The 26318-nt window shown below is 62.3% G+C and carries 20 protein-coding genes; 10 read left to right on the forward strand and 10 right to left on the reverse strand.

The window, feature by feature from the left end:
• The first annotated feature begins 1 nt into the window (after position 1).
• The 4 genes from ABIA42_RS33335 (at position 2) to ABIA42_RS33350 (ending at position 9027) form a co-directional block, all read left to right on the forward strand.
• Positions 2–670 carry a 4Fe-4S single cluster domain-containing protein gene (locus tag ABIA42_RS33335; RefSeq protein ID WP_370117198.1) on the forward strand — a complete coding sequence of 223 codons (669 nt, stop codon included), beginning with the start codon at positions 2–4 and terminating at the stop codon, positions 668–670.
• Positions 667–6930, forward strand: coding sequence for an AAA domain-containing protein (locus ABIA42_RS33340; RefSeq protein ID WP_370117195.1), 6264 nt, complete (start codon positions 667–669; stop codon positions 6928–6930). Before ABIA42_RS33335 ends, ABIA42_RS33340 begins: the two co-directional genes overlap by 4 nt.
• On the forward strand, positions 6927–8279 hold the full coding sequence (locus ABIA42_RS33345) for a hypothetical protein (RefSeq protein ID WP_370117192.1): 1353 nt from the start codon (positions 6927–6929) through the stop codon (positions 8277–8279). Before ABIA42_RS33340 ends, ABIA42_RS33345 begins: the two co-directional genes overlap by 4 nt.
• A gap of 562 nt (positions 8280–8841) precedes the next feature.
• On the forward strand, positions 8842–9027 hold the full coding sequence (locus tag ABIA42_RS33350) for a DUF3606 domain-containing protein (protein ID WP_370117189.1): 186 nt from the start codon (positions 8842–8844) through the stop codon (positions 9025–9027).
• 6 nt (positions 9028–9033) lie between these two features.
• Here the strand turns inward: ABIA42_RS33350 and ABIA42_RS33355 are convergent, their stop codons facing one another.
• Positions 9034–9963: a 3'-5' exonuclease gene (locus ABIA42_RS33355; RefSeq protein WP_370123791.1), complete on the reverse strand. Its 930-nt coding sequence runs from the start codon at positions 9961–9963 to the stop codon at positions 9034–9036.
• Between the two features lie 187 nt (positions 9964–10150).
• Between ABIA42_RS33355 and ABIA42_RS33360 the strand changes: the two genes are divergently transcribed.
• A complete protein-coding gene (locus ABIA42_RS33360) occupies positions 10151–11074 on the forward strand; it encodes a Ku protein (protein WP_370117186.1) in 924 nt (307 codons plus the stop codon).
• A gap of 15 nt (positions 11075–11089) precedes the next feature.
• On the opposite strand, the gene ABIA42_RS33365 is transcribed toward ABIA42_RS33360, so the two are convergent.
• From ABIA42_RS33365 to ABIA42_RS33385, 5 genes are all read right to left on the reverse strand, one after another.
• On the reverse strand, positions 11090–12088 hold the full coding sequence (locus tag ABIA42_RS33365) for a hypothetical protein (protein ID WP_370117183.1): 999 nt from the start codon (positions 12086–12088) through the stop codon (positions 11090–11092).
• A 240-nt stretch (positions 12089–12328) separates the two neighbouring features.
• Complete coding sequence (locus ABIA42_RS33370; protein ID WP_370117181.1) at positions 12329–12595, reverse strand: hypothetical protein; 267 nt, start codon at positions 12593–12595, stop codon at positions 12329–12331.
• Positions 12596–12723: 128 nt separating this feature from the next.
• Positions 12724–13443, reverse strand: coding sequence for an SOS response-associated peptidase (locus tag ABIA42_RS33375; protein ID WP_370117178.1), 720 nt, complete (start codon positions 13441–13443; stop codon positions 12724–12726).
• 2 nt (positions 13444–13445) lie between these two features.
• Complete coding sequence (locus tag ABIA42_RS33380) at positions 13446–13895, reverse strand: hypothetical protein (RefSeq protein ID WP_370117175.1); 450 nt, start codon at positions 13893–13895, stop codon at positions 13446–13448.
• A gap of 18 nt (positions 13896–13913) precedes the next feature.
• A complete protein-coding gene (locus ABIA42_RS33385) occupies positions 13914–14330 on the reverse strand; it encodes a hypothetical protein (protein ID WP_370117172.1) in 417 nt (138 codons plus the stop codon).
• Between the two features lie 160 nt (positions 14331–14490).
• Between ABIA42_RS33385 and ABIA42_RS33390 the strand changes: the two genes are divergently transcribed.
• Positions 14491–14958 carry a metallophosphoesterase family protein gene (locus ABIA42_RS33390; protein WP_370117169.1) on the forward strand — a complete coding sequence of 156 codons (468 nt, stop codon included), beginning with the start codon at positions 14491–14493 and terminating at the stop codon, positions 14956–14958.
• Positions 14959–15038: 80 nt separating this feature from the next.
• Here ABIA42_RS33390 and dinB read toward each other — a convergent pair whose 3' ends face one another.
• Positions 15039–16148 carry a DNA polymerase IV gene (gene dinB / locus ABIA42_RS33395; RefSeq protein ID WP_370117166.1) on the reverse strand — a complete coding sequence of 370 codons (1110 nt, stop codon included), beginning with the start codon at positions 16146–16148 and terminating at the stop codon, positions 15039–15041.
• Between the two features lie 131 nt (positions 16149–16279).
• On the opposite strand from dinB, the gene ABIA42_RS33400 reads away from it, so the two are divergent.
• Positions 16280–18442 (forward strand): exonuclease domain-containing protein, encoded by a 2163-nt coding sequence (locus ABIA42_RS33400; RefSeq protein ID WP_370117163.1) that lies wholly within the window; start codon positions 16280–16282, stop codon positions 18440–18442.
• On the opposite strand, the gene ABIA42_RS33405 is transcribed toward ABIA42_RS33400, so the two are convergent.
• The gene (locus ABIA42_RS33405; RefSeq protein WP_370123789.1) at positions 18439–18675 is read right to left on the reverse strand and encodes a hypothetical protein; all 237 of its coding nucleotides are present in this window, start codon (positions 18673–18675) and stop codon (positions 18439–18441) included. The two genes, ABIA42_RS33400 and ABIA42_RS33405, sit on opposite strands and share 4 nt — an antisense overlap.
• A 436-nt stretch (positions 18676–19111) precedes the next feature.
• Between ABIA42_RS33405 and ABIA42_RS33410 the strand changes: the two genes are divergently transcribed.
• From ABIA42_RS33410 to ABIA42_RS33420, 3 genes are read left to right on the forward strand one after another with little or no spacing between them, the layout of a single operon-like run.
• Positions 19112–19438, forward strand: a complete 327-nt coding sequence (locus ABIA42_RS33410; protein ID WP_370117160.1) for a hypothetical protein — start codon at positions 19112–19114, stop codon at positions 19436–19438.
• Positions 19435–20412, forward strand: coding sequence for an AAA family ATPase (locus ABIA42_RS33415; protein WP_370117157.1), 978 nt, complete (start codon positions 19435–19437; stop codon positions 20410–20412). The genes ABIA42_RS33410 and ABIA42_RS33415 overlap by 4 nt, the downstream gene beginning before the upstream one ends.
• A gap of 36 nt (positions 20413–20448) precedes the next feature.
• Positions 20449–23076, forward strand: a complete 2628-nt coding sequence (locus ABIA42_RS33420; protein WP_370117154.1) for a S8 family peptidase — start codon at positions 20449–20451, stop codon at positions 23074–23076.
• On the opposite strand, the gene ABIA42_RS33425 is transcribed toward ABIA42_RS33420, so the two are convergent.
• Positions 23073–24836, reverse strand: coding sequence for a CHAT domain-containing protein (locus tag ABIA42_RS33425; RefSeq protein ID WP_370117151.1), 1764 nt, complete (start codon positions 24834–24836; stop codon positions 23073–23075). The genes ABIA42_RS33420 and ABIA42_RS33425 overlap by 4 nt on opposite strands.
• A gap of 55 nt (positions 24837–24891) precedes the next feature.
• Positions 24892–26265, reverse strand: a complete 1374-nt coding sequence (locus ABIA42_RS33430; protein WP_370117148.1) for an esterase/lipase family protein — start codon at positions 26263–26265, stop codon at positions 24892–24894.
• Positions 26266–26318: the final 53 nt, after the last annotated feature.

Below are 26318 nucleotides of genomic sequence, written 5' to 3' on the forward strand. Positions count from 1 at the left end.
GATGACGGTTCGCATCTCCTTATCGCGTATCCATTTTCCCGTCACGACTTTAGGACCCGGACGAAGGCTCGGCATTTGGTTTCAGGGTTGCTCCATCCGTTGTCCGGGCTGCATTTCCATGGACACCTGGATGGAAGGGCGGGGAAACACGACGGTCGAAGAAGTCGTCAATTCCATCATTCCGTGGATATCGAATGCCGACGGCATCACCATCTCAGGAGGCGAGCCTTTCGACCAACTCGACGCTCTGTTGGAACTAACGGCACGAATTAGGTCTAAGACCGAGGCCGACATACTCGTCTTCACCGGATATCCGTGGGCGCACATCCGCGACGTGGTTGGCACATCCGCCCGTACGATCGACGCCCTCATTACAGGGCCTTTCGACTTCGAGGAAAAGCAGACACTTGCTCTGCGAGGAAGCGACAATCAGGAACTTCACTTCATCACGGAAAAAGGCCGCGCCCGGTTCTCCAGCTTCGAGCGCCTGGCCGACGAGCGGGATCGGTCCGTCGACGTCATGTTCGACGAAAACGGCGACGTCTGGCTTGCCGGTATACCCGCGCGCAATGATTTTCGCAGACTGCAGGAATTACTCGAAAGCAATGGATCGACACTCGACACTTCCGAGGACAAGCGAATTTCCTCCAAGCTGGCTCGCCCGGCATGATTAGATTTTGCCCGAATTGCGATACCGAGCGTCCCGTCACCGAGTTCTTTTGCGAAGGCACGGTCGACGGTCACAATTGCGGATGGGACCTGTCATCGATCGATCCCACGCCCCCTGGCCAGCCGCAACCTGTCCCTCCGGCACCGACGCCATCCAATCCGACTTGTCGCAACGGGCACGCCAATTCGCCCGGCGACCTCATCTGCAGCACCTGCGGAGAAATTCTCGACGAACCAGCGCCACCCGTACTGCTGCCGGAATCGGGACCCCAACCGGATCCTGAGCCATCGCCGGCCGAGACCATCATCGACGGCTGGCGTCTTCTCGACAGGGTCAAGTCGTCGAGTACCGTTCGCGAACGTTACACCGTCGTGCAGGATACCAGCGGACGTCGCGGAGTACTTACGCTATATGCGACCGCGTCCGAACCGGACGGAGCGATCTACGATCTGCTGCGAAAACTTCCGCGCGATCACGTCGCCGAGATAATCGCGACCGGTCGATGGTGCGAGCGCGCTTATGAGGTCGTAGAGGAATTCCCGGGCGGTACCATCGCGGATCTGTCGCTGGACATCGGCGATCGGACGGCGCTGGAAAGTTTCATCAGCGAACTTGCCCGAGCCGTACATTCGCTGACCGAGGCAGGCCTGCGCCACAGGGACCTCCGTCCCTCTACCATTTTCGTCCGCTCCCGGGATCCGCTCGACCTCGCTATCGGCAGCTTCGGCTCCGCACGGCTTTCGGAATTCGATCTCGACATCGCCTCTCCGCTTGAAACGACCCGCTACATGGCGCCTGAAGCGATTGCAGGCGGCGTAGCGGCGGCTTCGGACTGGTGGAGCCTGGGGATGATCCTGCTGGAGCGGATCACCGCAGGAGCCTGCTTCGAAGGCATCAACGAGCAGGCCTTCCTGATCCACGTGCTGACCAACGGCGTGCCGCTGCCGGAGAATCTGGATCCTTCCATGGACCTGCTTCTTCGCGGCCTTCTCGCAAGCGATCGCCGTCAGCGGTGGCAATGGAAGGAAGTTCAGGCCTGGCTGGCGGGCGAAGCAGTGTCGGCGCCTGCAGGGCAGAAGACCGGCGAAGCGGAGGGGCGGGCGTCCATCACGCTCGGCGGCAAGCAGTACAGGTCGGCCGGCTCGTTCGCACTTGCCGCTGCCGAAGCATCCAACTGGGATGAGGCAAGAGGCCTTCTTCTGCGAGGAGCGGTGGCGACCTGGGCTACGGAGGCGGGCTTCGATGCCAAAGTGCCCGCGGCGCTGCGTCAGTTCGCAAGGGTCGAGGAATTGAACGAAGATCTGAAGCTATCGATCTCGTTGAAGACGCTGAACCCATCGATGCCTTTGATCGTCCGGGGAAACATCGTTACGCCCGGCTGGTTGCTCGACCATCCCGACGACGGCTTCAGCCTCATCACGGGCCCGGCTCCAGATCTTCTTCGGAAGGTCGATGCGGACGATCTGCTTTGGCGGCTGAAAGTGCGCGCCGAGACCGTGCGAAAGCGCCTGGAACAACTCGATATCGAAGTCGAGGAAGACCTGCTTCGCGTGCACCTCCTCTCGACGTCGATGGCCCGTTTGTCGGCTCTGTGGGAGGAAAAGCGGAGGCTGCTTCCCGACACCGACCATGCAGGCATCGTTTCGCTGGTGGACCGGCGACAGTCGGCCGAAGAGGACCTGATAATTCTTCTCAGCGCATCGCCGAGCCAATTCCGCTCGGTGGAGGAGGTGATCGAGGAAGCGGCCAAGCAGGCTTCATCGGCACGCTTGAGCGCCCTTTCGAAGGAGGAGGCTGCGGCGAGACTCGCGCGCCCTCGTCGTGAAATCTACCAGGCCGTCGACGAGCGTATACAGAATTTCGCCAGGTGCGGGATTTCGACGGTCGATGAATGGGCCGACGAATTTCGTCTTGACCGACGAATGCCGATCGGTCGGGCTCTCGCACTTCTGTCGGTTCCGAAGGACACGTGGAAGCCGCTTCCCAAGCAAGGCTACGTTTCGACCATTCTTGATTTCTTCGCGAAAAGAATATCAGGCGGCGTACTGCGCGGACCGCTGACGCGGATGCTCATCGGCAAGAGCGCGCGGATAGATCTGACCGAGTTGAATACGGCGCGACTGCCGGGATCGGAGATCCTCAGCCTTCTTTTGGCAAGGGCCGGCCGAGCAGTGAACATCGATCCTGCCGCGTTTTCCGAGAACGAAGGCCTGGAACGCAGACTGCGATCTCTCCATTCCCATGCAGTGCTCTACAAGCGAGATACCGGGATCGACGGTCTATATATGGGATTTCCGTTCCTCCTCATGCGGGACGGGAAGCCGAACACGAAGCCGAGGATCGCGCCCGTCCTGCTCTGGCCGGTCAGCGTGTCGCCCGAGGTCGGAAACCGCGGTCACGTCACGATCGGGTACGGACGCGAAAAGAACGCCGAGACGGAAGCGGAACACGTAGTCGTCAACCCGGCCCTCGAAGGCATGGTGGGAATTCCCGAAGCAAGACGATGGCAGGAAGCGGCGGACGAGCTGCTCACCCGCGGCAGTCTTACGACTCAGGATGTGATGGACGCGTTCAGCCAGCTCGCCACGCCTACAGGAAGCGAGTTGGCACCGCTACCCGGTAAGGACGTGAAAATCGGCTCGCACGAACGACAAATCGTGCCGGCAGCCGTGCTGTTCCATCTCGCTTTCATGGGGCAGGCGGTCATGAAGGATCTCCAGCTCTTGAGAGGAATGCCGCCAACGGCGACCGCGCTCGAGGCAGCACTCCGTCTCACGGATCAGAGGTCGGCGCCGCCGACGCCGGCCCCGGTGCGGGAGATCGATCGCTACTTCACGGCCGACAGCGATCCCTCCCAGGAGGCGGCGGTGATCGAAGCTCGACAGGCACCAGGCCTCGTCATTGAGGGGCCACCGGGGACGGGCAAAAGCCAGACCATCGTCAACATGGTGGCGGACGCGATCGGCAGAGGCAAATCGCTGCTTGTGATTTGCCAGAAGCAACCGGCAATCGACGTCGTTAGGAAGCGCCTCGAAAGAGAGCGGCTTGCTGACAGGTTCGTCATGATCACGGATGCGACGCGAGACCGCGAGGCCATCGTCGGCTCGATCCGTTCCCAGGTCGAAGCGCTGCATAGTCGTCCCGCGGTCGGCTCGCCCGCCTGGAAACGCGATCGCGAACGATTGGCGGCTCGCATCGACGTGCTCGAAGCAGAACTCGATCGTCAACAAGCCGCCTTGCACGAAGTCGAAAATCGTACGGGATTGACGTATCGGTCATTGCTCGGCGAACTCCTGGCCATCGAAGAAAACGAGCCGAAGCCAATCGATGCGCCGGGGCTTCGTTCGCTACTATCGGATTTGCATCCGTCAGACATCGCGACGGTCGAGGAGAATTGTGGACCGCTTGCGAGATATTGGCTTCTGGCCAAGTTCGAGGGCAATCCCCTATCCTCTCTCAAGGTCTTCAACCCGGATCGCGGCGCGGCGGAGGAGTTCGGCACATCCCTTCGTGCCTTCTCGGACTTGGAAGCAGGACGCGGGAACGCGGAAGCGGAGACCGCAGACTCGTTGAGGATTTCAGATTTCGACTCCTTCAGACAATGGCTTCGGACGGCCGAGCAGCTTCGCTCGATCAGCGAGGGCCTTTGCGCCAATCTCGGAAGCTGGCTTCCCATTTTTAGAAGTCCCGAGGGCAGCGGGTCCAAGGGCACGAACATGCTCGCCGGCCTCGTTTGGCTTGAGGAACGCCTCGCTTCGCTTGATCCATCGGCCCACCAGCCAGAGCAGGTTCGGAAACTGGTGGGTATCCAAGACGACGAGCTAAGATCCGCTTCGGAACTGGCGGCAGCGGTACTCCAGCCAGCGAAGGGATTGGCAATGATCAATCCTATGCGTTGGCTTCGAAAACGTCGTCTTCGCGCTATGCTGACGACCATGAGCTTTGCCAACGACGACCGAGCCATCTCGTCTTTCCATCGCGGGGCCGAACTGGAGTTGGTGCTCAGGCCGCTGAGAATGCAGTTGGCGGGATATCTCACCGCGCTTTTCGGCAAGGCTCCCGATCACGACGTTGCTCCCGGCAAACTCGCCGAATTTTCCAGGAACCTGCATTCGATACTTGCGGTCGTCCACAACCTCGTGACCGTCATCGACGATTGCCCCAACCGGGCTGAGCTCGACCGGGCAGCCATGACCGGAAAGGTCGAAGGGATCGACTGGTTCTTCGCGCGAGCGGATCGCGCCCTCCGACGACAGGATGTCCGACAGCAAAGCCATGCGGCGCTAGATGATCTCGCCCGATATGTTGACGCGGCTTGGATCGAATCGCGGCGCGCGACGATCGACGGCGGCCAGTCCAACGAGGTCGCCCTCGCCGAAATACTCCAAGCGTTACCCATGCTGGTGCCATACCAGGAATTTCGGCTACGCTCGGTTCGCCTCGGCGACAAGGAACGCGCTATCTTCCGCACTCTTCGCTCGAAGGAAGCTGAACTCTCGCTGATCGGTACCGGTGATCTTGATTCTTGCATCCGGGCAACCATCGGGCGGGAGGCGCGGCTGGCCTGGAAGAGCGCGATGGAAGCCGCCAATCCGGAGGTACTCCTCGATAGCAGAGCGGTCGAAGCGAAGGTGACGTCGCTTGCCGAAGCCGACGCGCAGATCAGGGATTGCAACAGGGAGCTTCTGATCCACGGCATCGACGCCAGCCGCGTCCACCCGACGCGAGAGTGGGAACCGATCACTCGACTTCGCGGTCCGAGGGCGTTGCGACTTCGAGAGTTCATCGAGAAAGCCGCTCCGCTCGGCCTTTTCGCGCTACGACCGGTTTGGCTGATGACTCCCGACATCGCGAGCCGGGTGCTGCAGGCGCGTCCCGGCACGTTCGATACCGTCATTTTCGACGAAGCCTCCCAGATGCCGGTGGAATACGCGTTGCCATCGCTATTCCGGAGCAAGATAGTGATCGTGAGTGGGGACGAGAAGCAGATGCCGCCCACGACATTCTTTGCGAGCAAGGTCGAGAACGACGAAGCGGCAATATTCGATGGCGAGGAGCCGGAAGAGGAAGCGACCGAAGAGGAGCGCGAAGCCTTCGCGGAAACGTGGAATAGGCGGGAGATCAAGGATTGTCCCGACCTGCTCCAGCTTGCCCGCTCCGCTCTCCAAAGCCGAACCCTGCAGGTCCACTATCGTTCGAAATACCGCGAGCTAATCTCGTTTTCAAACGCTTCGTTCTACGCAAACGGACTTAGCGTGCCAGTTCGCCACCCCGACGAAACAATTCGGAGGATCAAGCCTATCGAGGTTCTCCGTTCGGACGGCATCTACAAGAGCCAGACCAATCCCAAGGAAGCCTCCGATGTGGTGGAGTATCTCAGCGGCCTCTGGGAAGATGCTTCTCCGCCATCAGTGGGTGTCGTGACATTCAATCGCAAGCAGGCGGACGCAATCGAGGACGCGCTGGAAGACCGCGCCGAAAACGACGAAGCGTTTCGTGATGCCTTGATGCGGGAGCGTGAGCGCGTCGAAGGCGGCGAGGATATGGGTTTCTTCGTCAAGAACGTGGAGAACGTTCAGGGCGACGAGCGCGACATCATCGTGTTCTCGACCACTTTCGGACGCAACGAGCATGGCGTCTTCCGCAAGAGTTTCGGTGCACTCGGTCATGCCGGCGGCGAGCGGCGCTTGAACGTGGCCGTGACCAGGGCGAGGGAAAAGGTCGTCATCGTCACGTCAATGCCGGTATCCGAGATTTCCGACCTCCTGACCAGGCGCAGCGGACCGCGTGTACCGCGTGACTATCTGCAGGGTTACCTCGAATACGCCCGTACCGTTTCTGATGGATCGGCGGAATCCGGCAGAACCTTGCTCGAACGCCTTGTGACGGAAAAGAGCGCGGATCATGAATATGAGAGCCATGTGGACGATGGCTTCACGAAATCCGTCGAGAAATTCCTGGAGACCAGCGGATGGAAGCCGGCCAAGGCGCGCGACGGTGGCGCTTTCAGTCTCGATTTCGCGATCACCGATCCTCGCACGGGTTTATATGCGCTAGGCGTAGAGTGCGACGCTCCGCGGCACTTATTGCTCCAAAGAGCCCGAGCGCGCGAGGTCTGGCGACCGAAGGTTCTGAATGGAGCGGTCCCATTCATTCACCGGGTCTCGTCCTACGCGTGGACCCATTCCGGGGATGAAGAGCGTCAGCGCCTCAAGCGAGCCGTCGAAAACGCCCTGCATAACGGAGGAGGATACCGATGAGTGGTCCGAAAGCCTTCCGGATAGTCACCCGCGCAGAAATCATCTCGATTTGCCGCCGAAGCTTGGCGCGCCTAGACGCGGCCATCGAATTTTGGACTTCGACCTGCAAACGCAATGGGACGATCGATCAGTCGGATATCGACCGGGTCATCGCTCGCCGCGACGAAATTCACCGGATGCTCGACGCGGACAGGTTCACGGACCTTCAAAAGCAGGTCATAGCCGAAATCTCATATTTGAGCGCCGATGCCGAGCGACGCGCGGAAAAGGCCGCAGAATCTGAAGCGAAGCGAAAGGGCGATCAGAGGCGTGCCAAGTCCGCGGCCCAGGCACTGCTCGCAAAGTTCGAAGCTTCCCACATCGAGATCCCGATCGATCTTCGACGAGAGCTTACGACGCCCGCGGCGTCCGTCGAGAGTCTCAACAAGGCTGTAAGCAAGGGGCTGATGCTGCTTCAGCCAACCGATCGCTCCGAAGGCGTCACCGAGCGTCAGCGGGCGCTCGCCGACCGGCTCGGTGCCGGCGACCGTCGTATCACACTCGAGGAGTGGACTTCCCAGCAAACCGGCGCAAGCGACGACCAGGCACTTTTGAAGGTGGACAAACTCCTCGGCGAACTTGCTGGCCTTGGGATCGATCCCAGTCCTTTTTCCGCTCGGATCGCGGCTCTCGAGGCCGAGCCGCGCGCCCGGCAGGCTCTTGTTGCCGACAGCCTGCTCCTCGATCTTAACTCCGCGATCAAGACCAGACGCGCGCGCGCGCGCCTCGAACGGGATCTTGCTGAGCGACATGCCGAACTGTCGGAGATGAAATCGGCCGAAGCGGCCGCGCTCCGCGTCGAGATCGAGCGGGCCATTGCGAAGGCCGGCAGCAATGACCAGGAACTGGTCAAACGCGCCGATTTCCTGATCGAGGCCGAAGTCCGCTCCATCGCTGCGGAGGAGCGGCGACGCGCCGTCTTGGAGGGGCTCGCGAGCCTCGGTTATGAGGTCTCCGAGGGGATGATGACGGCTTGGGTCTCGGGCGGCCGGATCGTTCTCCGAAAGCCCGCCAATCCGGGGTATGGGGTCGAACTTTCGGGCGGATCGCAAGCGGACGTCATGCAGGTTAGAGCAGTCGGTATTGGAAATCCCGCCGAGGCGCGGGACGCGGGCCGTGATCGGGACATGGAGACGATCTGGTGCGGAGAGTTTGAACGCCTGCAGTCGCTGGTCGCGAAAGCGGGAGGAAACGTCTCCATCGAGAGCGCCCGTCCGGTCGGGCAATATCCACTCAAGGTGGTTGAGGACCTTGCGGCTCGTCCGGCGGATGTCGACGTTTCTGCGACACGACATCTTAGCCGGCGATGAATCTTGGATTGGTCGCCGCCGAGCGTCCCGCTTGCTGGTGCTGTTGCTGGAATCAGCGATTCATGCCGGCAGGCGCGGGATCGCCCTCCTCGGACATGTGACCGGTGGCCGAGCCGCCGCAGCCGCCCGCGCCGCCGCCGGTGCAGGTCGTCGCCCAGCCTTCGGCGGTCGGCGAGAACGGCTTCGGGAGACGGCAGATCGAGCATTCGGTGAGGAAGCCAGCTGGCGGGATTGGCGTCTAATCCTAACCCGCCGGAGAACCGCTCGCACCGCGGTCGAGATCATGCGAGAGAACACGTCGGGGATTTCGCCGGTCTGCACCTTGGCGGTGCCGAGCACGTTCGATCGGAGCCTCGCGGATCGCGGTGAGGATGGAGTCCCCAGTGGGCGTCGATGTACCGCCAACGCGCGTCGAAATGGGACGAAGGCGTCATTGCCTGGGATGGCCTGTTGCTCGACGGATGGTCTCCCATCCTCCATTCTTGCGGCCACTGAGCGGACCCGCGGAACCCGCGAATCCTTGCGGCGTTGCATCGCCATCAGTTCGCAAGAGGAGCAGCCGATGGCGCCAGCGAAGAAGAAGACCGGGCGTGGACGCAAACAGGACCGAGCCCGGGTGGCCAAGGGACAGGATTACGAAGTCCGGTATGAAGCCAAGAAGACCGGCCGCTCGGCATCGGCAGTGAAGAAGGCGGTCAAGAAGGTCGGCAACAGCCGCAAGCGCGTCGAGAAGCGTCTCGGACGCTAGGCCGCCTCAAATGCGGCCGGAGAACCGTGTGAATGCGGTCAGCCTCTGCACGGTTGGCTCTACGTCCTGCATGTAGATCTCGGTCCGCAGGAACGCGATCTCGTCGTCGAGCGCGGTCTCGTCGACGTCTCTGAACCAGGACTTTGGCCTGCCGTCGCTTCCGTCGTTCCAGCGATAGCCCCTGCGCTTCAGCGAGTCCTTGAGCTCGAAAGCGGTCTGCTCCGCCCAGACTCGCATTGTCGGCTTGCGGGCGGTCTTAAGCAGGAGCGCGAGCGCCGGCGATCCGATCGTCGGCAGTTCGAATGCCAGCACCTCCAGCAGCGCGTGGCAATCGTCGACCGCCCGGTGCGCCTGGTGGAAGAAGCCGGCGCCGTTCAGCAGATATCCGAGCTGCGCGCCCGCGAAGCCGTGAGTGCGCCAGTCGATCTCGCTCATGCTGCAGCCCCAGGCCTTGTGCTCGAACACGGGCCAGTAGCGTTCGGCGAATTTTCTGTCGAAGCCGCTGTTGTGCGCAATCGTGATGACTGCGCTTTCGACAAAGGCCGTGACGGCGGCATCGTCGAATTTGTGTCCGGCGACCATTTCGTTAGTGATGCCGGTGAGTGCAGTCACTTCCGCGGAAATCGGCGTACTCGGTTCGTTGAAGGCGGAGAACGTGTCTCTGACGCCGAGTATCCGCCCATCGGCCGCGTAGTCGAACTTGACCATCCCGAGCTCGATGATCTCGTCCTTGGCGCAATCGAGGCCGGTGGTCTCGGTGTCGAGAAGAATGCCCGTCCGGACCTCCTGCCCGGCGGCCGGCGTGTAGGGAGACCGGGGGATCAGGCGTCGAAGGACCCTGTAATCGGTCGACTGAGCCAACGCGTCGGCCATGGCGGCCAGGTCCGCCGAGTCCAGAGTTTGCCCGTCTTTGAGGGGCTGGGTCAGCGCGTCCATGGGTCCACAATACCGGCCAAAAGCTCCACGAGGTACCTGGAAAACAAGCGATTCACGACGTTTTCGGACGTGCCCGGGGGCGCTGCGGGCAGATGGCCAATTTTCCTGTTGGCGGGCCCGGAGCATGTCGGAACCGGCAGGCTCCGTTCGTCTTGATCCAGCACCGTCCCTCCGGAGTACCGCGTTCATGGCCCCCCGCGCCAACTGGAAAGGCTTCTTGCGTCTGTCACTGGTGACCTGTCCAGTGGCCCTCTATCCGGCGACGTCCGAGTCCGAGAAGATCTCGTTCAACCAGCTGAACCGCGCGACCGGCCACCGCATCAAGTACGTGAAGGTCGACGCGGACACGGGCGACGAGGTGCCGAACGAGGATATCGTCAAGGGCTACCAGCTCGAGAAGGATCAGTTCATTGAGGTCACCAAGGAGGAGCTCGAAGAGATCGCGCTCGAGTCGACGCGCACTATCGAGATCGACGAATTCGTCAACCGCAGCGACATCGATCCGCGCTACCTGATCCGTCCCTATTATCTGCGCCCGGACGGGAAAGTCGGGCACGACGCGTTCGCGGTGATCCGCGACACCATCCGCGAGATGGACAAGGTCGCGATCGGTCGCGTGGTGCTGACCAACCGCGAGCACATCATCGCGATGGAGCCACTGGGTAAGGGCTTGATGGGGACGTTGCTGCGGTACCCCTACGAAGTAAGGGACCCGAGGGAGTATTTCGACGAGATCCAAGACGTCAAAGTCACCAAGGACATGCTCGATCTCGCCCGTCACATCGTCGACCAGAAGTCCGGCTCTTTCGAACCCGATAAGTTCGAGGACCAGTATGAGACGGCGCTGATCGACTTGATCAATCAAAAGCGGGCCGGCGAGCCGATCACGCCGAAGGAGCGCCCCGCATCGACCAACGTCGTCGATCTGATGGAGGCGCTGCGCCGATCCGTCGGCAAGGAGGCCGCGCCGGCGAAGGCCGCAAAGCCCGCCAAGAAGCCGCGAAAGGCGGCGGCCGGCCAGAAGGAAATGCTGATGTCCATCGAGGGCAAGAAGGCGGCGAAGGAAGCGACGGGGAAAAAACCGGCCAAACTGCAGCGGAAGTCCGCCTAGGAACTCGGCGCTCGACTATTGCTCGCGCGTCCACAGGCGCGAGATGCAGTTGAAAATACGCTGCAGAAGGGACGGACGGCGTTTGACCGGCTGGAAAGTTTCGCTAGTGACCGCCATGGCGTTGGTCCAATCGCGCACCAGTGCCTCGGGACGCCTCCTGGTCATTTTCCATTCGCCGTGTTCGTAGGTCTCTAGGAAATGAGCTTCGAAATCGCTTTGCATCTCCTGCACGCTTATGATTTCGACACCATTATCAACGGACCAAGGCTCGCTTGGCGGCGCGTCGCGAGCTCCCAGCAACCGCCCGCTTAGCTCGAGCGCCCAGGCGATCTGCCAAGCGAACGGCTGGTACGCTTGGTGGACGATTTCGCTGCACCAATCGTAAACGGGCCTCAGGTTCGGAATGCTAAAGCCCTGCGGCTGGAAGAAGCGAGGATTTGCGACGATGAAGTCCTGGTGAAAGCCATGCCTCAGCCTTGGGGACTTTCCCTTCTTGTCTGTCGGATAAACCGATATGAGCCGTTCGAAGCGAAGCTCGAGCGCTTGCCTGAGGACGGCTATTGCTGCGATTTGCGCAGCTTTGTGGTCAAGAGCGAAGCCGTTCTGGCGCAAGAAGACCGAGTGGTAAGCAAGACTACGCGCGAGGCGGAAAACCTCCCAGCTATGCATTGTCGGGTTTTTGAAGCCTATCAAATACACGTAGTCGGCCTGCCTGCGCTGCAGGAAGGGAACGATGTCCCCCAAGTCAAAAATGTAGTCCCGGATAGTGTCGGCCCAGGTGGCGAGGGAAGCGGCTGTAACGATACCGCCTGACGAATTCTTCAGATGAGCATAGAGCTTCGATAATTCCTTTACTCCGACCTGCAGATGGCAACGGCAATACTGTTGAGTCTCCACTTCGTTCTTGAACAGTCGCGCTCGCCCGAAGACATTTTGGATGAGATACAATTCGGACCGGCTCTTGCCGTTGTGCTTTCGATCAAGTACCGCAAGATGATCGACGAACTCGGTCATCGCCTTGTCAGCCTCTGTGTCACTCGGAGGCGCGCTTCCCCCAATTCGGCCGAGTAGGTCAAGCAATGCTTGAGCCGGGGACGGAGGAGATGCGGTGATCATCGTTCTGATTTGTCCAGCCTTGCTCGAGTCTTGGCGGGCGGTTGGTTCGAGGCGATAGAATCAGACGGCGCAATTCCGCGTCAAGTGTCCGCGTTTTCTGGCTGTTGAAACGTACCTTGGCGGGTCCGTCGATCGCGGTTAAAAATCCGGTGGGCACTCCGGGCAGGTGTCGCCGATCGAGTCTAGGACGTCGCGGACTTCTGCCACTGCTTCGGCGGCGGTGATTCCTTCTGGATGATCCAGACGGGCGAGACCTATAGCGCGCTCGCGTGCGTGCGGATCGGCCCGATCCTTGGCCCAACCGTGCTCCTCGCATTCGTGGATGGCACCCGCCTCCTGCAGCACGTTGATCGCCCACCCGCGCAGCGTACGAATCGCCGGTCGTCGTTCCTTCGTCAACAGCATCGAGAGCGCTCCTGCCTGGACGAATCCTTCCGCCCGCCTGCTCGTTCCGGGCGGTTAGCACGGGTCAGGGATTCGCAATCGGCAGAGCTTCGGCTTGTCCACGTGTTCCGCACCGCCTGTGCGGAACACTACGCTGGCGCGGGATCTTCCTTGACGCCCCGTGCCACGATCCGGAGAGCCCCGTCCGGAAGCGGTCGCTGCAGCCTCAAGGCTTCCTCTACGGGCGCGGTCATCCAGGTCTCGATTTCCTCGGGTGTCGTCAGGATCACCGGCATCGCCTTCGGATGTATCGCGCCAACCTCGGCATTGGGCTCCGTCGTCAGGAAAGCGTAGAGGTCGTTGGTGGTCTCGCCTTCCTTGACCTTCCGTACCGACGTCCAGTTGGTCCAGATGCCGGCAAAGCAAGCGAGCGGACGAGTCTCGTCGAGCGCGAACCAGATGTCGCCGCCCTCGGTCTTGTTGAACTCGCTGAACGAGTTGAACGGCACCACGCAGCGGTGCTCCGGACCCAGCCAACGCGTCCAGTGTTTGCTCTTCACATTGCGGATGTTGGTCGTACCGGAGTCCGGCTCCATACGGAGCAGTTCCTTGAAGTCGACGGCTTTGCCTTTTGCTTGCAGCTTCTCGGCGCGCTTCTTGGTCGCGTCCATCTGTGCCTTCGACGACGACGGCATGCCCCAGCGGGCGGTCGCAAGGTCGCGGCCCTTGGCACCGGTGCGGACGATCGGCGCCCTGTAGTCGGGAAAGACGCCGGGCATTGGCGCGAGGTTGCCGACATATTGGTTGACCACGCGGAACAGCGCGCTGATGGCGGCCTGGTTGGTTGTGATGGAGTAGAGATTGCACAAGGTCAGGTCTCCAGATCCGGATGCCGGGCCCGATGGGCCAGCTGCAACAGCGTCGCCGGCGGGCGCCTGCCGGCTTTGGCGCACTTCCGGCAGCGCAAGCGGCTGGCCAGGTCGTGTACGAACGTCGTCGACGGGTGCGCGAGCGCCGCGAGATCGACGTCGCGGGCGGCCTTGCAGCGCGAGCATTCGATCTGCAGCCAGCTATAGCCGCCGTTGACGGCTTGGTCGATCGTGGGGGACGGGTCGATCGGTTCGCCATTTGCCCACATGCGCTCATTCCAGCTTTCGCAGAGCAGCTTGTCCGCCGTCCGGATCAGCGCCTCGCCCTTGGCCCGCGCCTCGGCTGCCTGCGTGGCGAGGATCGTGGTCATGGCGCGGGCGCGGCCGAGCTCCTTCCGCAGCGCCTTGCGGTTCCCTCCAGACAAGGGCGTGGGGTGGTGCTTTGGGGTCACGGCCGTCCCCGCCGACGGCTAGGGTGAGCCGTAGGACGGCCAGCAGCCGTCTTCCTCATGGCGTCCTGTCCGCTGTGTGCAGGTCGCATCAAGCAAGCGCTGGCCGACGTCCTTCCAGATCGCATCCGGGCCGTACAGCCTAGTGGCGTCCGCCTTCTGTATCTCGACGGTCCTGCCGCAGCGGCGGCACTCCACCCGCAGAATATGTTGAGGAATTTGGCTCAGCCGTAGCAGCCGTCCGGATGGACCTGGCCCTATACGGCCACCTTCGACGCGAGGATCGTCCAGGAGAGCCTGCCAATATTCGACCGGAAGGTCGTCTGCCGGTCCTAGGGCGGGCGCTGGCGGGCGTTTTTGGTCGATCCTGAGGTCCGACGCGAGTTTTTGGATTTGCTTCATGGTGGGAAAGCGCCAGCTGGCAGGGCGGTCAGTCATGGGGCATTAGAACATAACAAGAACATTTGAGTCGAGTCTCAACTCACGGACGCAGCGGGGCGGCGGCGAGCCATCGGCCGAAGTCGGCTCAGGCGGTTGATTGCCGGGGCACCGGCGTTGCATCAGAGGCCCGAGGCCGACTTGCTCAACCGGGGACTCCATGAACTTTACCATTGGCATCATCTCGGACACGCACGGCCTGCTCAGGCCGGAGGCGCTGCGCGTGCTGGCCCATGTCGGCCACATCATTCACGGCGGCGACATCGGCGATCCCGAGATCATCACCGCGCTGCGGAGAATTGCCCCCGTCACGGCGATCAGAGGAAACGTGGATACGGGCGAGTGGGCCACCGAATTTGCCGAAACGGAGTTCGTGCGGCTCGCGGGACAGCTGTTCTACGTTCTGCACGATCTCAACACCCTGCAGATCGATCCCGTTGCTGCAGGGATCGATGTCATTGTTTCCGGCCACTCCCACGTGCCGAAGATCAACACCGTCGACGGCGTGCTCTACGTGAATCCCGGCAGTGCCGGACGCCGGCGCTTCAGGCTGCCGATCACACTTGCGACCCTCGAAGTCACCCCCGACGGACTGAAACCGATCATCCAAGATCTTGAAGTCGGATAGGCCGCGCTGCGGCACGCCAACCAGGTGAAACTTTCGGCGCTGTTTCGGCCGCCGGGCTGTAAGCCGCGTCCATGGCAGCGTCAGATGGGCAGATCGAGCTGGGGTTCGACATCGTCGTCCCCCAGCGTCTGCAGCGACGACAGCGACACGCCCAGCAGGCGTACCGATTTCGGGAAGGGCATCTCGGCCTGCAGCAGGGCGATCGCCAAGCTCTCCAAATCGCCCCGGCTCGACACGACCGTCGGGACCGACCAGCTCCGCGTAATGATCTCGAAATCGAAGAACTTGACCTTGAGCGTCACGGTCCGTCCCCGGTTGCCGGTACTGTCACAGTGTCGCCAGACCTTGTCGATTAGGGGCTGGAGTTCGGCGGCCATGGCATCGAATGTCGTGAGGTCCACCGAGAACGTGTTCTCGGCGCCGATAGACTTGCGGATGCGATTGGCGCGGACGGGACGGTCGTCGACCCCGCGCGAGATGCAGTAGTAGTAGGCGCCCGACTTGCCGAAGTTGGCGTTCATGAACTCCAGCGTCTGGTTACGAATGTCCATTCCGGTGAAGATGCCGAGACCGTTCATCTTCGCACTCGTCGCCGGCCCGATGCCATGGAACTTGCCGACTGGCAGCGACTCCACGAAAGCGGCACCCATCTCCGGAGAGATGACGTACTGGCCATTCGGCTTCCTGTGATCCGACGCGAGTTTCGCCAGAAACTTGTTGTAGCTGATGCCAGCCGAAGCGTTGAGGCCTGTCTCGGCCTTAATCTTTTCGCGGATTAGCAGCGCGACGTCACGGGCGAGAGGGATGCCCTGTAGGTTTTCGGTAACGTCCAGATAGGCCTCGTCCAGCGACAGCGGTTCGATGATCGGCGTGTGCTCCGTGAAGAATTCGCGGATTTGCCGACTGATCACTTTGTAGACCTCGAAGCGCGGTTTCACGAAGATCAGGTCCGGACACTGCCTCTTGGCGGTGACGGAGGCCATCGCCGAGCGGACTCCGAACTTGCGGGCCTCGTAGCTTGCCGCAGCTACGACGCCACGTTCCGCCGACCCGCCGACCGCGACCGGCTTGCCTCGAAGATCCGGATTGTCCCGCTGCTCCACCGACGCGTAGAAGGCGTCCATGTCGATGTGGATGATCTTGCGGGTGGAAAGGCCGGCGTCGGGTCGGCTTTGGGCCGGTGGGTCCATCTTTACGGTCGTCCTTCTCTCCGGCTTGACAAATAAGGCTGTCAGAACAAAAAAGGAACGATAAAACCGTATTTGGCTGGTCGCTGCGAAGAAATTCGTCGACCAGCATCGATGGGAACCCGGCGCGTCAAATGAAGCCTGCCACTTTGCCGGTCTACTACTATCTCGACCACTTCGCCGAAATGCTCCATTTCGTGGAGAAGACGTATGGCGAGATCCTCACCGACGAGCACAGTTCGTTCACCGCGCGCTTTCGTAGCCTTTCGAAGGACGCGCAGTGTCTGCTCATCCGGATGGTCAACCGGCGAGGAGCGATCTTCAATCGCGCGCTCTTCAAGTACCCCGAGATAACCGACCTTGAAACCGCGGCTCGTGACTTGATCGAGTGTGGCCATGCGCGCGGCCTGCGCGCCGAGGACTATTCCGCCTTCGTACTTTGCCTGCCGAAGACCGCACTTCTCGACGGCGCCCGTGCAGCGGGGTTTGGCCGCGACGTCCGCACCTCATGGTCAAAGCAGGTGCTGGCCGATTTCTTCGTCGCCGCGATTCCATTCGATCTTGCCGCAAGGCATTGCGGCGCCAGCGGCTTCATTGCGCTCGACAACACGCGACCGATCGAATTCCTGCTGTATCTCTACTTCGGGAAGACAGCCGAAGATCTCAAGAACTTCGCTCTGCGGGATCTCGGCGTCCTGCGCACAAATAGAGAGACGTCGTTTAGCGCTCGCTTCGCCGATGTCGACGAAGCGCATGCGTGCTTTCACTACAGCCAGGTGTTGGACCGCATCGAGGTCCGTTCCCCTGACATATACCAACGGGCGGTCGCAGCGATCCTGGACGGCCCCCCGCGGACGACGGAATACGCCGCCGACCTTGCGGGCCGCGCCGCGTGTCAGGTCGGGCAGTTCTTCGAGAAACAGGGCGACAAGGTTCTGGCCGAACGGCTTTATCGTTGCGGCGGCTCGGCCGATTGCCGCGAGCGCCTCGTCCGGTTGCTCTACGCGAATGGCGACAAGGAAGCAGTCGAGAATCTGCTGCGGGACATGATCGACGATCCCGAAAGCGACGACGAGCACCTTTTCGCGACGGATTTCTACGCGCGCAAGTTCGGCGGCCGACGGACAGGTTTGTGCACCGAGTTGCTGCGGTCGGGGCGGACTATCGTCGTCGACGACATGCATCGCGGGAATCCCGAGGCTGGCGTCGCAAGTGTGCTCCGGCGCCAAGGCGGGCAGGTCTACTTCGCGGAGAACACGCTTTGGCACACGCTGTTCGGGCTGCTGTTCTGGGATGAGCTTTTCGAGTCAGGCCAGCTTCACAGCGGTTTCGACTGGGTCCCGCATTGCCTTCGCGACCGGACCTTCCATCGGCGGTTCGCCTCGCAAATCGACAGCAAGCTCGCGGAGGTCCGGTCGGGGAATGCGCTTCCGATCGTCCTGCGCACCGTCGCTGCCAGATGGGGCCGGGCCAACGGAATCTTCGCTTGGGATCACGTGCAGATGGGCGCACTGCGTGCCTTGCTCGAAGGCGCCGGCGCGGACGGCTTGGCCGAGATTGTTCGGGCGATGTGCGACGACTTCCGCAGCATGAAGGACGGCTTCCCCGACTTGATGCACGTGCGCGACGGCAAGGTGTCCTTCGTAGAGGTCAAGGCGGAAGGCGACGCCATACGCCGCAACCAGTTGACCCGTCTGCGCCAACTAGAGAACGCCGGCATCCCGGCCGAGATCGGCCGCGTCGACTATCGGTTCGACCCGGAGCAGGACTATGTGGTGGTCGACATCGAGACCACGGGAGCCTGGTCGTCCGGTGACCGCATCACCGAAATCGGAGCGGTCAAGGTCCGCAAGCATCAGGTTGTCGACGAATGGCACTCGCTGATCAATCCGCAGCGGCCGATCCCGGCGAAGATCGTCGAGTTGACCGGCATCACCAACCAGATGGTTCGGGATGCGCCGGTGTTCCACGAAATCGCCGACAGTTTCATGGCGTTCATGGGCGACGGTATTTTCGTCGCCCACAACGTAAACTTCGACTACGGCTTCCTGTCGTACGAGTACGAACGGCTCGAACGGCGCTTCCGCTTTCCGAAGCTGTGCACTTGCGTGGGAATGCGGCGTCGATATCCCGGGCACAAATCGTACGGACTCGGAAAGTTGTGCGCGATCTACGATATCGAGCTCGAAGATCACCATCGCGCGCTGTGCGACGCTCGGGCGGCGGCCCGGCTGTTGAATCTCATTAACAAGAAGCGCGACGACGGTATCTCAGCGGAAGCGGTGCAGGCCGCTTAGTCGCATTCCGGGCAAGTATCGCCTATGCCGTCCAGGACTTCAGCGACTGCGTTGACGGCTGTCTGCGGCGAGATGTCGGGCGGCGGATAGCGCCTGGCAATATCGAAGGCGCGTTCGCGTGCGTGGGGATCGGCGCGGTCCTGCATCCAGGCGTGCTTTTCGCATTCGCGAATCGCGCCGGCCTCATGGAGCACCGAGATGGCCCATCTCCGCAGCATGCGCGCGGGCGGCATCAAGTCTTTGGATCTCGGTGGCCCAGCCGCAGCGTCGACAGCCCACCCTGAGGACATGCTGAGAGATTTGGTTCAGCGGCAGCTGGGCTTCGGGGAGCTTCGGATCGCTTGGCCAGCGTCGACGCCGGGATCGGCCAGAAGCGCCTGCCAGTATTCCGCCGGAAGATGTCCTCCGGGGCGGCGCCTTTCTGCCGACGCCAGCGGCCATCTCCTCAATCTGCTTTGGGTTCGGCGTGCGCCAACAGGCGGGTGGTTGTTCATGACTCGATAAAAACATATAGAGAACATGGCCCAGTCGATTTCCAGTTCGTGGGCGCCCTCACACAGCGATTTGGACCTCGAACCGCTCGACGCGCACTTGCACGTTGTCTTCAGTTGCTATTTATGCAAAAAAAGCAAAATGAGAGGTCGTCCTAGGCGAACCGAAGATGTTGCGTTGGCGGAGCGCCTCCATAACTGGAGGGTGCGGTCCGAGCTCACTCGTTCGTCCGTTGCGGAGCGGTTGGGAATCTCGCCCTCGACCCTCACCAGAACATTGAAAACGAATAGCTTTTCGGCCGATCTAAAGGAAAAAGTGCTCATACTCTTGCTAGACGAGGGTGGCGCTGCGGGCCAGGCCGTTGAGCCGGATCGGTTCTTGACGGAAGGTGTTTCTGCAAAAGATTTGCGTTTTTTGCAAAAATTTGTTAACCATATCCTTCCTAAAGTCGAGGAAGTTCTGAAGTCCGCACTGAGCCGGCCGCCTGTTGGAGAGAAGTCATGACCAGCTCGAAGCAGATCATTGCCATGATCCGCAGCCATGCCGCAGGCGACAGTCAACAGTTCCTCTCCATCGCCGAGCACATCGCCAGCGACGCCGACAAGTCCGGGAAGTCCAAGGTCGCGACCGAGATCCGGGACGCCGTGACCAAGATCCGGGATCGGGCGACTGAACGCGGCGCCGCGCCCATCCCGTTGTCCGCGCCCCGCGGAGAATTGGCCGGCCTGGTCACAGCGACCTATCCGGAGGTCATGCTGTCGGACGTTGTCCTGAACGCGGATCTCAGGCGCAGGCTCGAGCGGCTCGTGCGCGAGCACCGCGAAAGCGCGACGCTTCAGGAGAAGGGTCTGAAGCCGAGCCGGAAATTCCTGTTCTCGGGTCCTCCCGGCACCGGCAAGGGAATGACCGCCGCGGCGCTGGCCGCGGAGTTGAACCTGCCGCTCTTCACGGTCATGCTCGATGCCGTGATAACGAAATATCTGGGGGAAACCGCGGCCAAGCTTCGCCTGATCTTCGACGCGATGAGCTCCGCGCGCGCGGTCTACTTCTTCGACGAGGTCGACGCGCTGGCGGCCAGCCGCAGCATGGACAACGACATCGGCGAGGCGCGGCGCATGCTCAACTCCTTCCTCAAATTTCTCGAGGACGACCGCTCAAAGAGCATCATCATCGCGGCCACCAATCATCGCACGCTTCTGGATGCCGCTATTTTCAGGCGTTTCCACTCGGCCTTCGTCTACGAAAGACCGACGATCGCGGAGGCGCGGAGCGTGCTGGTCAACAATCTGCTCAGCTTCGATCTCGATCGGATCGACTGGTCCGAGTTCGTCGGTCTGACACCGAAGCTCAGCCAGGCCGATCTCGTCGCTGCGGCCGAAGATGCCGCGCGCGAGGCGGTTCTGGACAACCAAGGGGTTGTCACGACCGAAATTTTGTATCGCGCGTTGCAGGATCGCGCTGGTATAAATCCCGAATAGCAGGGCGAATCGAGAACCGCCCGGACGAGTGGGCGGATGGCGCGGAAACTAGCGAGGCCAAGGCAACAGCAACAGCAGCGCAGGCGGCGTCCGGACACGATCGCCGCATCGGGCGGCACGGATTCGCCCGCCTACCGTCACATCCACATGCGCGGCCTCGGCAAGGCTCCGGCCAAGTTCGGATCGCGCGGCTACAAGACCGAGAAGGACGTCGATCCGGTCCCCGATCGTGCCGCCCATGCCAAGCTCCTGCTGCGCGAACTGGACGTCGCGGTCGGGAAGATCGACGACTTCATGGCCGAGCAGGAAGACATCGGCATCCCGGCATCGAAACGCGGCATGTCGCTGACCGTGCTCGGCAGACCTGGCATCGAACTCCGGACCGGCGACGGCCGTCCGGCCTCCCCGAGGGGACTGAAGGTCCTGAACGTGCGCAGGGCCGATGCCGCTGCCGCCGCCACGGGCGAGACCAACGGCGGACCCGATCAGGCGACGTTCTTCGTTACCAAGAGCACCGTGGCGAAGCTGCAGGATAACCTTGACGCCTACGGCAGGTGGGGCTCGCTCCCTCCCGCGAACGACCGTCAGAGCAAGGAAAAGAAGCCCGACAACTACTGGCTCTTCGAGACGGGCGCATCCATCAGGGAAACCTCGCTGCGCGATCTCTGGACCGACGACGTCGAGACGTTCCCGAAGGGGAAGAAGGAGACGCGATGGGAGGTCTGGCTCCAGGCCTCTCTGCAGGAGTTCTTCTTGGAAGCGGCGGGACGCCTGGGCCTCAAGACCTACGGCGGTCCGAGCGAATTCGTCGAAACGGTCGTCCAGAGCATCGTCGCGACGCCGCAGGATCTACAGCGCCTGGTTCATCAGAGCGCCGCCGTCGTCGAACTGCGGAGCGCTTCCTCGTTCTCGTCCGGCTTCTTCAATCTGGATCCCGAGGACAGGAAGTTCGCCGCCTCCGAGATGGCCCGTCGCATCGTGCGCGCTCCTGACGACGCGCCGAAGGTCGTCATTCTCGATACCGGCGTCAACCGCGAGAACGTGCTTCTGCGCAGCAGTCTCGCGGCGGCGGAATGCAAGACGGTGAAGCAGTCGTGGGGCACGGACGATCATTCCGGCCACGGGACCAAGATGGCCGGCCTTGCGCTGTTCGGCGATCTCGAAGAGGTGGCAACGCGGCCCGGTCCGATCGCGCTCGAGACGGCGTTGGAGTCAGTGGTGGTCTCGGCCCCACGGCCGGACGGAGACGTTCCCGCCAGGTACGCGCTGCAGAGAGCGGTCGCGATCGTTGAGAAGAAGAAGGCCCGTCGGATCTTCTGCCTGGCGCAGACCGCGCCGGGCGAGGCCGAGAACGGCCGTCCCTCGAGCACCTCCGCGGTTCTCGACCAACTGGCCTACAACGACGGCGTGGCCACGCGGCTGTTCTGCGCCGCGGTGGGCAACGTTCCGCACAGCCTGCAAGAGCCCTATCAGCTTGCCGACTACGAAAGCAGGAACGTCCGCTTCGGCATTCAATCGCCGGCGCAGGCGGTCAACGCCCTGTCTGTCGGCGCGGTCAGCTTGAAGGCTGATGATGGCTCCTCCGGAACGGTCGTCGCGCCGCAGGGGGACCTGATGCCCTCGTCTCGGACGGCGGCCCGATGGCTCCCGCCGCGGACGCACAAGCCCGACATCATGATGGAAGGAGGCAACTTCCTTGTCGACGATGACGGCTTCTTCTGCCGCGCCTCGAAACGCCACTTCGTCCTGACGACGTCGCGCGACGCGCCGGGACGGCCGCTGGCCGTATCGGGTGAGACCAGTACGGCCACGGCGCTCGCAGCCGGACTCGCCGCGCGCCTGTCGGCGCGATACCCCAATTACCGGATGGAGACGATCCGCGCCCTGATGGTTCACGCCGCGCGATGGACTCCCGCCATGCTCGACCATCTCGAGCGCCTCGAATCCGAGGGGCGCAAGGACGCCTGGGACGAGATCAGAACGCGCTTCGGCTGGGGAGTGCCGGACCCCGTCCGGTTGTTCGCAAGCGCGGGCAACGCGATGACGATGATCGTCGAGGACGAATTGCGGCCCTACCATCGGCCGACGAAGGACGGAAAGGTTCAGGGCATCAGCCTCAAGGAGATGAAGTATTTCAGGCTTCCTTGGCCGACGGACGCTCTTGCAGAGCTCGGGAATACCGAAGTCAGCATGCGCTGCACGTTGTCGTACTTCGTCGAGCCGGATCCGCAGGCGGTGACGCGGGACAAGCTCGATCGGTACCATTCCTGCCGTCTGAAGTTCGACTTCAAGCAGTACGGCGAGACCCACGCGAATGCGCAGGCCCGCGTCAACGCGCTCGTCGAGGACGAAGACCCCGCGACCAACGCTTCCAACGAAGGGTGGCTCTTCGCGCAACGTTCCATGGGTACGCTGGTGCAGGACGAGTGGCGCGGCCAGGCCTATCGCCTCGCGGAACGATCCGGAGTTTCCGTCCTTCCGATCAGGGGGTGGTGGGGCGAACTGGTCAAGATCAAGAACTGGATGCGGCCGGCGCGGTTCTCGCTCATCGTTTCGATCGCCGTTCCGGCGGGGGTCGATATCTATAGCGAAGTCGCGATCCGCGCTCCCGCCGAGAATCTCGTCGAAAGCGGGCCTCAGCGGACGAGGCTTCTGACCACCTAGCCCAATCTCGCGTTGACGTCTCCGTGACACACGTACGCGAACGGGGTTGCGGACGCGTCGCGCTGCGCCGCGCGCGCGCGCAACATGGCAACTCCGATCGGCACTCCCTTGCAGAAAGAGCCCAGATAGCACCTGACGACCTGCGAGGCGCACTCGTCCTCGACCCTCCAGAGCGGAGCGAGCACGCCGCCGAATTCGTTCGTCGTGAGACTCGCCGCCCAGCCCGAAACCAACCCCAACCGGAAGTCTCCGCCCCCGGTCTCGCAGGCGTTGAGCACGACGAAGGGATGGTCGCGCACGCCCAGCCCAACGCTGCCGTTGACTTCGTCGCAGGAGACGTAACCGTCCGACAGTCTGATCCTCGCCGGTTGGTTGAGCCCGTGGCCGGCGAAATGGAGCACTGCGACCCTCTCGTCGGGCATGGCCGTCGACCAGAAGGTCGTGAAGCTTTTCCAGGTCGGATCCTTTGCTTCGGCGCCCAGCGTCGAAACCAGCCATCGCCCTTCCTCGATGGCCGCCTGCAGGGCAGGCCTCGAGCCCTGCTCGTACACGGGAACGAAGCTGGCGACGGAGCCGGGCGCGAAGGAAGGCCACATGCGCCCCTTGATCGAGGCGTACCATCGGCTGACGGGATGCGTCATGAACAGATGATCCGGATTGGCGATGCCGGATTGCGCATTGGGATGCATCATCTCCCACGGTACGTGGGGCTCGTCTGTCACGATCTGGATCGAAAAGGCCGGTCCGAACTCCCGCCGCATATCCGCATAGAGCGAGCGAAAGGTCTCCGGCGTGGCGGCCCAGATCTTCTCACCGATTCCCCGCAGCTTGCCCTGATGCCTTCCGGTCTGCAGATCCGGGCACTCTTTCAACAGGTCGGTGGCGAAGCTTTCCGCATCGCCGAGATCGACGACCTCACTTCGCCCGGGTTTGCCGAGATTCTTCGCCTTGGGGGCGTCCAGCACCCAGATCCAGGACTTCGTCGCACCGACGCTTAGTATCTGAATCGTCAGGTCCGGCGATGTCGCTGCGGGATGGATAGAGATGGCGGCGGGAGCGGACGGCGCCTCGCGCTGAGCCTCCCTCCTTTCGACGGCCTTGAACGAGCTTTTCGCGATTCCGCTGAAGCGTCCTCGACAATTGAACACCGCCTGAATTTCGACGAGACCGTCGTCGGTGACGCCCACGACTTCGCCGTCGAACAGCGCCGCGATCGATCGTCCGTCACGCTCGATGACGATCTTCCGCCGATCGGCGCCCTCGGCGAAACGCAACTGCGCCGAGATGATCTGGCTATCGACGCTCACGGTCGTCCAGTCGTGGGGAAGCTCCATGCGGAAAGGCGGCTGATCGTTTGCGTCCTGAGCGAGATCCACTTGGAAGCGGAAACGCTCGCCGAGAGACGGTTGTTGTCCGGACTCGAAACGGGGATACCTGTCGACCACGACCGTCTGTCTCGGGTGGGCTTCCGCGGTCCCGATGTCGTCGTCGTGCTCGGCCGAGCGGAAAGGCGCGGTAACTTCGATGTCGTTCGTCAATCGCGCATCCGGATCGTAGTCGCGGAAGACCTCCTCGATCACGTCCTTGATATCCTCCGAAACGACGCTGCCCGACAGTGCGATCGTCCCTGAAGCCGATTCCGCGTGCACTTCGAAGACGTAGGGGCGCAGACGCGCGAGTTTATCCGCCGCGAAGATCCAGTCGCGGTCGGCATCGTCGTAGTTCGTTCTCGACGAGGGCGAAAGCGGCGCGCCGCCCATGTCCCTCCTCATCGTGAATCGCCAATCGAATCGCGCCATTCCGAAATGCCTTCAATCAATCGTCTGATACCAGGAACACGTCTTCGACCGTATGGAATCGCTCGGCCGAAAGCTTCACGCGGTAGACGCCGGAATCGAGAGGCACCTCGCAGCGATAACGGCCGTCGGCCGACGGCCGTAGCGTGATCCACGTCGACGGGACAGATTCGTCCACCCGATCCACTTGAGCTTCGATCGCCTGGAGATGGTCGCTCGCCGTCGCCTCGATGCGGACCGGGCGACCCGCTCGGTAGGCATCTTCGACGTACAGCGAAAAGGTCTCGGCTTCTCCCGCCCGGAACGTCCTGGGATCCACGCCGCTCTCGGTGAGCACGCCTCGCATGTGTCCGAACGATGCCTCGTCGCTCTGCAGGGCGGAGTGCGTGTTCGGCACGTATGTAGCGACCGGGAAGTCCAATTCCAGAGGGAGCGCCGAGACCCGCGGCACCGTGCCGTCGCCGGATTGGTCCATGTCGTCGTGTCGCATCAGCATCGTGAGCGTTCTACCGTCCCAAGCCGCGGATTGCACCGTCGGCTGCTCGGTTCCGATCACGGGGCGGACCCGCGGGCCGGTGCGGCCGTATTCGTCGGATCGGCTGTTGGCCTCCTGCGCCACGCGGATCTCGTCGTGGAACGCATGCGCGGCCGTGGCGCGTGTCCGGTCGAGGTTGGGCAGATCGAGCTCGAAGACCCGCTTAAGATCCTGGCCCGGCTCCTTGACGAACCTGTACGTCGGCAGCAACTGGTACACAGAATCGAACGATCGCAGCGCATCCGTGCCGTCGAACGCCTCCACCGGGCCGATCTTCCAGGTGAAGCCGTTGCACAGGAAACCGAGCGCGTTGCCGGATCCCTTGTAGGGCGTGCCGAAGCTCAGGATGGTCCGGGCGATCTTCCAGCCTTCCAGGCATTCGACGTAGTGACGGGCGACGAGGCCACCCATGGAGTGGACGACGAAAACGACCTTGGCCTCCGCGTTCCCGCTCTTCTCGCGCCAGGCCTTCAGCCGAGCAGGCACGAACGCCGCGAGCCTGCGCGCCGACACGCGGTTGCTGCGTCGCCAGTCGTACGGGAACACGAAGTAGTTCTCGCCGGGAATCAGACCGACGCCATCGACGAGGCCCGACTGGAGTCGAGAATATCCGCCCTGCTTCCAGAGGCCGGGGAGGATCTCGACGTTGTCGACGAGGGCGGTCGCGACGATGCCGTCTCCGATGTCGTCGGTCTCGTCATCGGTCCCCGTCAGCGCCAGCTGCCGCATCGCCTCTCCGCGGAGGATGCGATATAGCGCGCCGGGAGACGTGCCCCACAGCGGCTTGCCGTCCTTCGACAGGACGGAGCCGATCAGGCCGGGCACGACCACCACGATGTCCGGGTATTTCCAGGGCATGCATCCTCCGGGGCGTTCGGCGGCGGCGGCGTGACGTCGTGCACGCCACCGAA

The organism is Bradyrhizobium sp. USDA 327 (genome assembly GCF_041262065.1).
In the GTDB taxonomy this organism is placed as follows: Bacteria; Pseudomonadota; Alphaproteobacteria; order Rhizobiales; family Xanthobacteraceae; genus Bradyrhizobium; species Bradyrhizobium liaoningense.

Coding starts and splice junctions, on each gene's coding strand:
- ABIA42_RS33335 (WP_370117198.1), top strand. CDS start 2: ATGACGGTTCGCATCTCCTTATCGCGTATCCATTTTCCCGTCACGACT.
- ABIA42_RS33340 (WP_370117195.1), top strand. CDS start 667: ATGATTAGATTTTGCCCGAATTGCGATACCGAGCGTCCCGTCACCGAG.
- ABIA42_RS33345 (WP_370117192.1), top strand. CDS start 6,927: ATGAGTGGTCCGAAAGCCTTCCGGATAGTCACCCGCGCAGAAATCATC.
- ABIA42_RS33350 (WP_370117189.1), top strand. CDS start 8,842: ATGGCGCCAGCGAAGAAGAAGACCGGGCGTGGACGCAAACAGGACCGA.
- ABIA42_RS33355 (WP_370123791.1), bottom strand. CDS start 9,963: ATGGACGCGCTGACCCAGCCCCTCAAAGACGGGCAAACTCTGGACTCG.
- ABIA42_RS33360 (WP_370117186.1), top strand. CDS start 10,151: ATGGCCCCCCGCGCCAACTGGAAAGGCTTCTTGCGTCTGTCACTGGTG.
- ABIA42_RS33365 (WP_370117183.1), bottom strand. CDS start 12,088: ATGACCGAGTTCGTCGATCATCTTGCGGTACTTGATCGAAAGCACAAC.
- ABIA42_RS33370 (WP_370117181.1), bottom strand. CDS start 12,595: ATGCTGTTGACGAAGGAACGACGACCGGCGATTCGTACGCTGCGCGGG.
- ABIA42_RS33385 (WP_370117172.1), bottom strand. CDS start 14,330: ATGACTGACCGCCCTGCCAGCTGGCGCTTTCCCACCATGAAGCAAATC.
- ABIA42_RS33390 (WP_370117169.1), top strand. CDS start 14,491: ATGAACTTTACCATTGGCATCATCTCGGACACGCACGGCCTGCTCAGG.
- dinB (WP_370117166.1), bottom strand. CDS start 16,148: ATGGACCCACCGGCCCAAAGCCGACCCGACGCCGGCCTTTCCACCCGC.
- ABIA42_RS33400 (WP_370117163.1), top strand. CDS start 16,280: ATGAAGCCTGCCACTTTGCCGGTCTACTACTATCTCGACCACTTCGCC.
- ABIA42_RS33405 (WP_370123789.1), bottom strand. CDS start 18,675: ATGCCGCCCGCGCGCATGCTGCGGAGATGGGCCATCTCGGTGCTCCAT.
- ABIA42_RS33415 (WP_370117157.1), top strand. CDS start 19,435: ATGACCAGCTCGAAGCAGATCATTGCCATGATCCGCAGCCATGCCGCA.
- ABIA42_RS33420 (WP_370117154.1), top strand. CDS start 20,449: ATGGCGCGGAAACTAGCGAGGCCAAGGCAACAGCAACAGCAGCGCAGG.
- ABIA42_RS33425 (WP_370117151.1), bottom strand. CDS start 24,836: ATGGGCGGCGCGCCGCTTTCGCCCTCGTCGAGAACGAACTACGACGAT.
- ABIA42_RS33430 (WP_370117148.1), bottom strand. CDS start 26,265: ATGCCCTGGAAATACCCGGACATCGTGGTGGTCGTGCCCGGCCTGATC.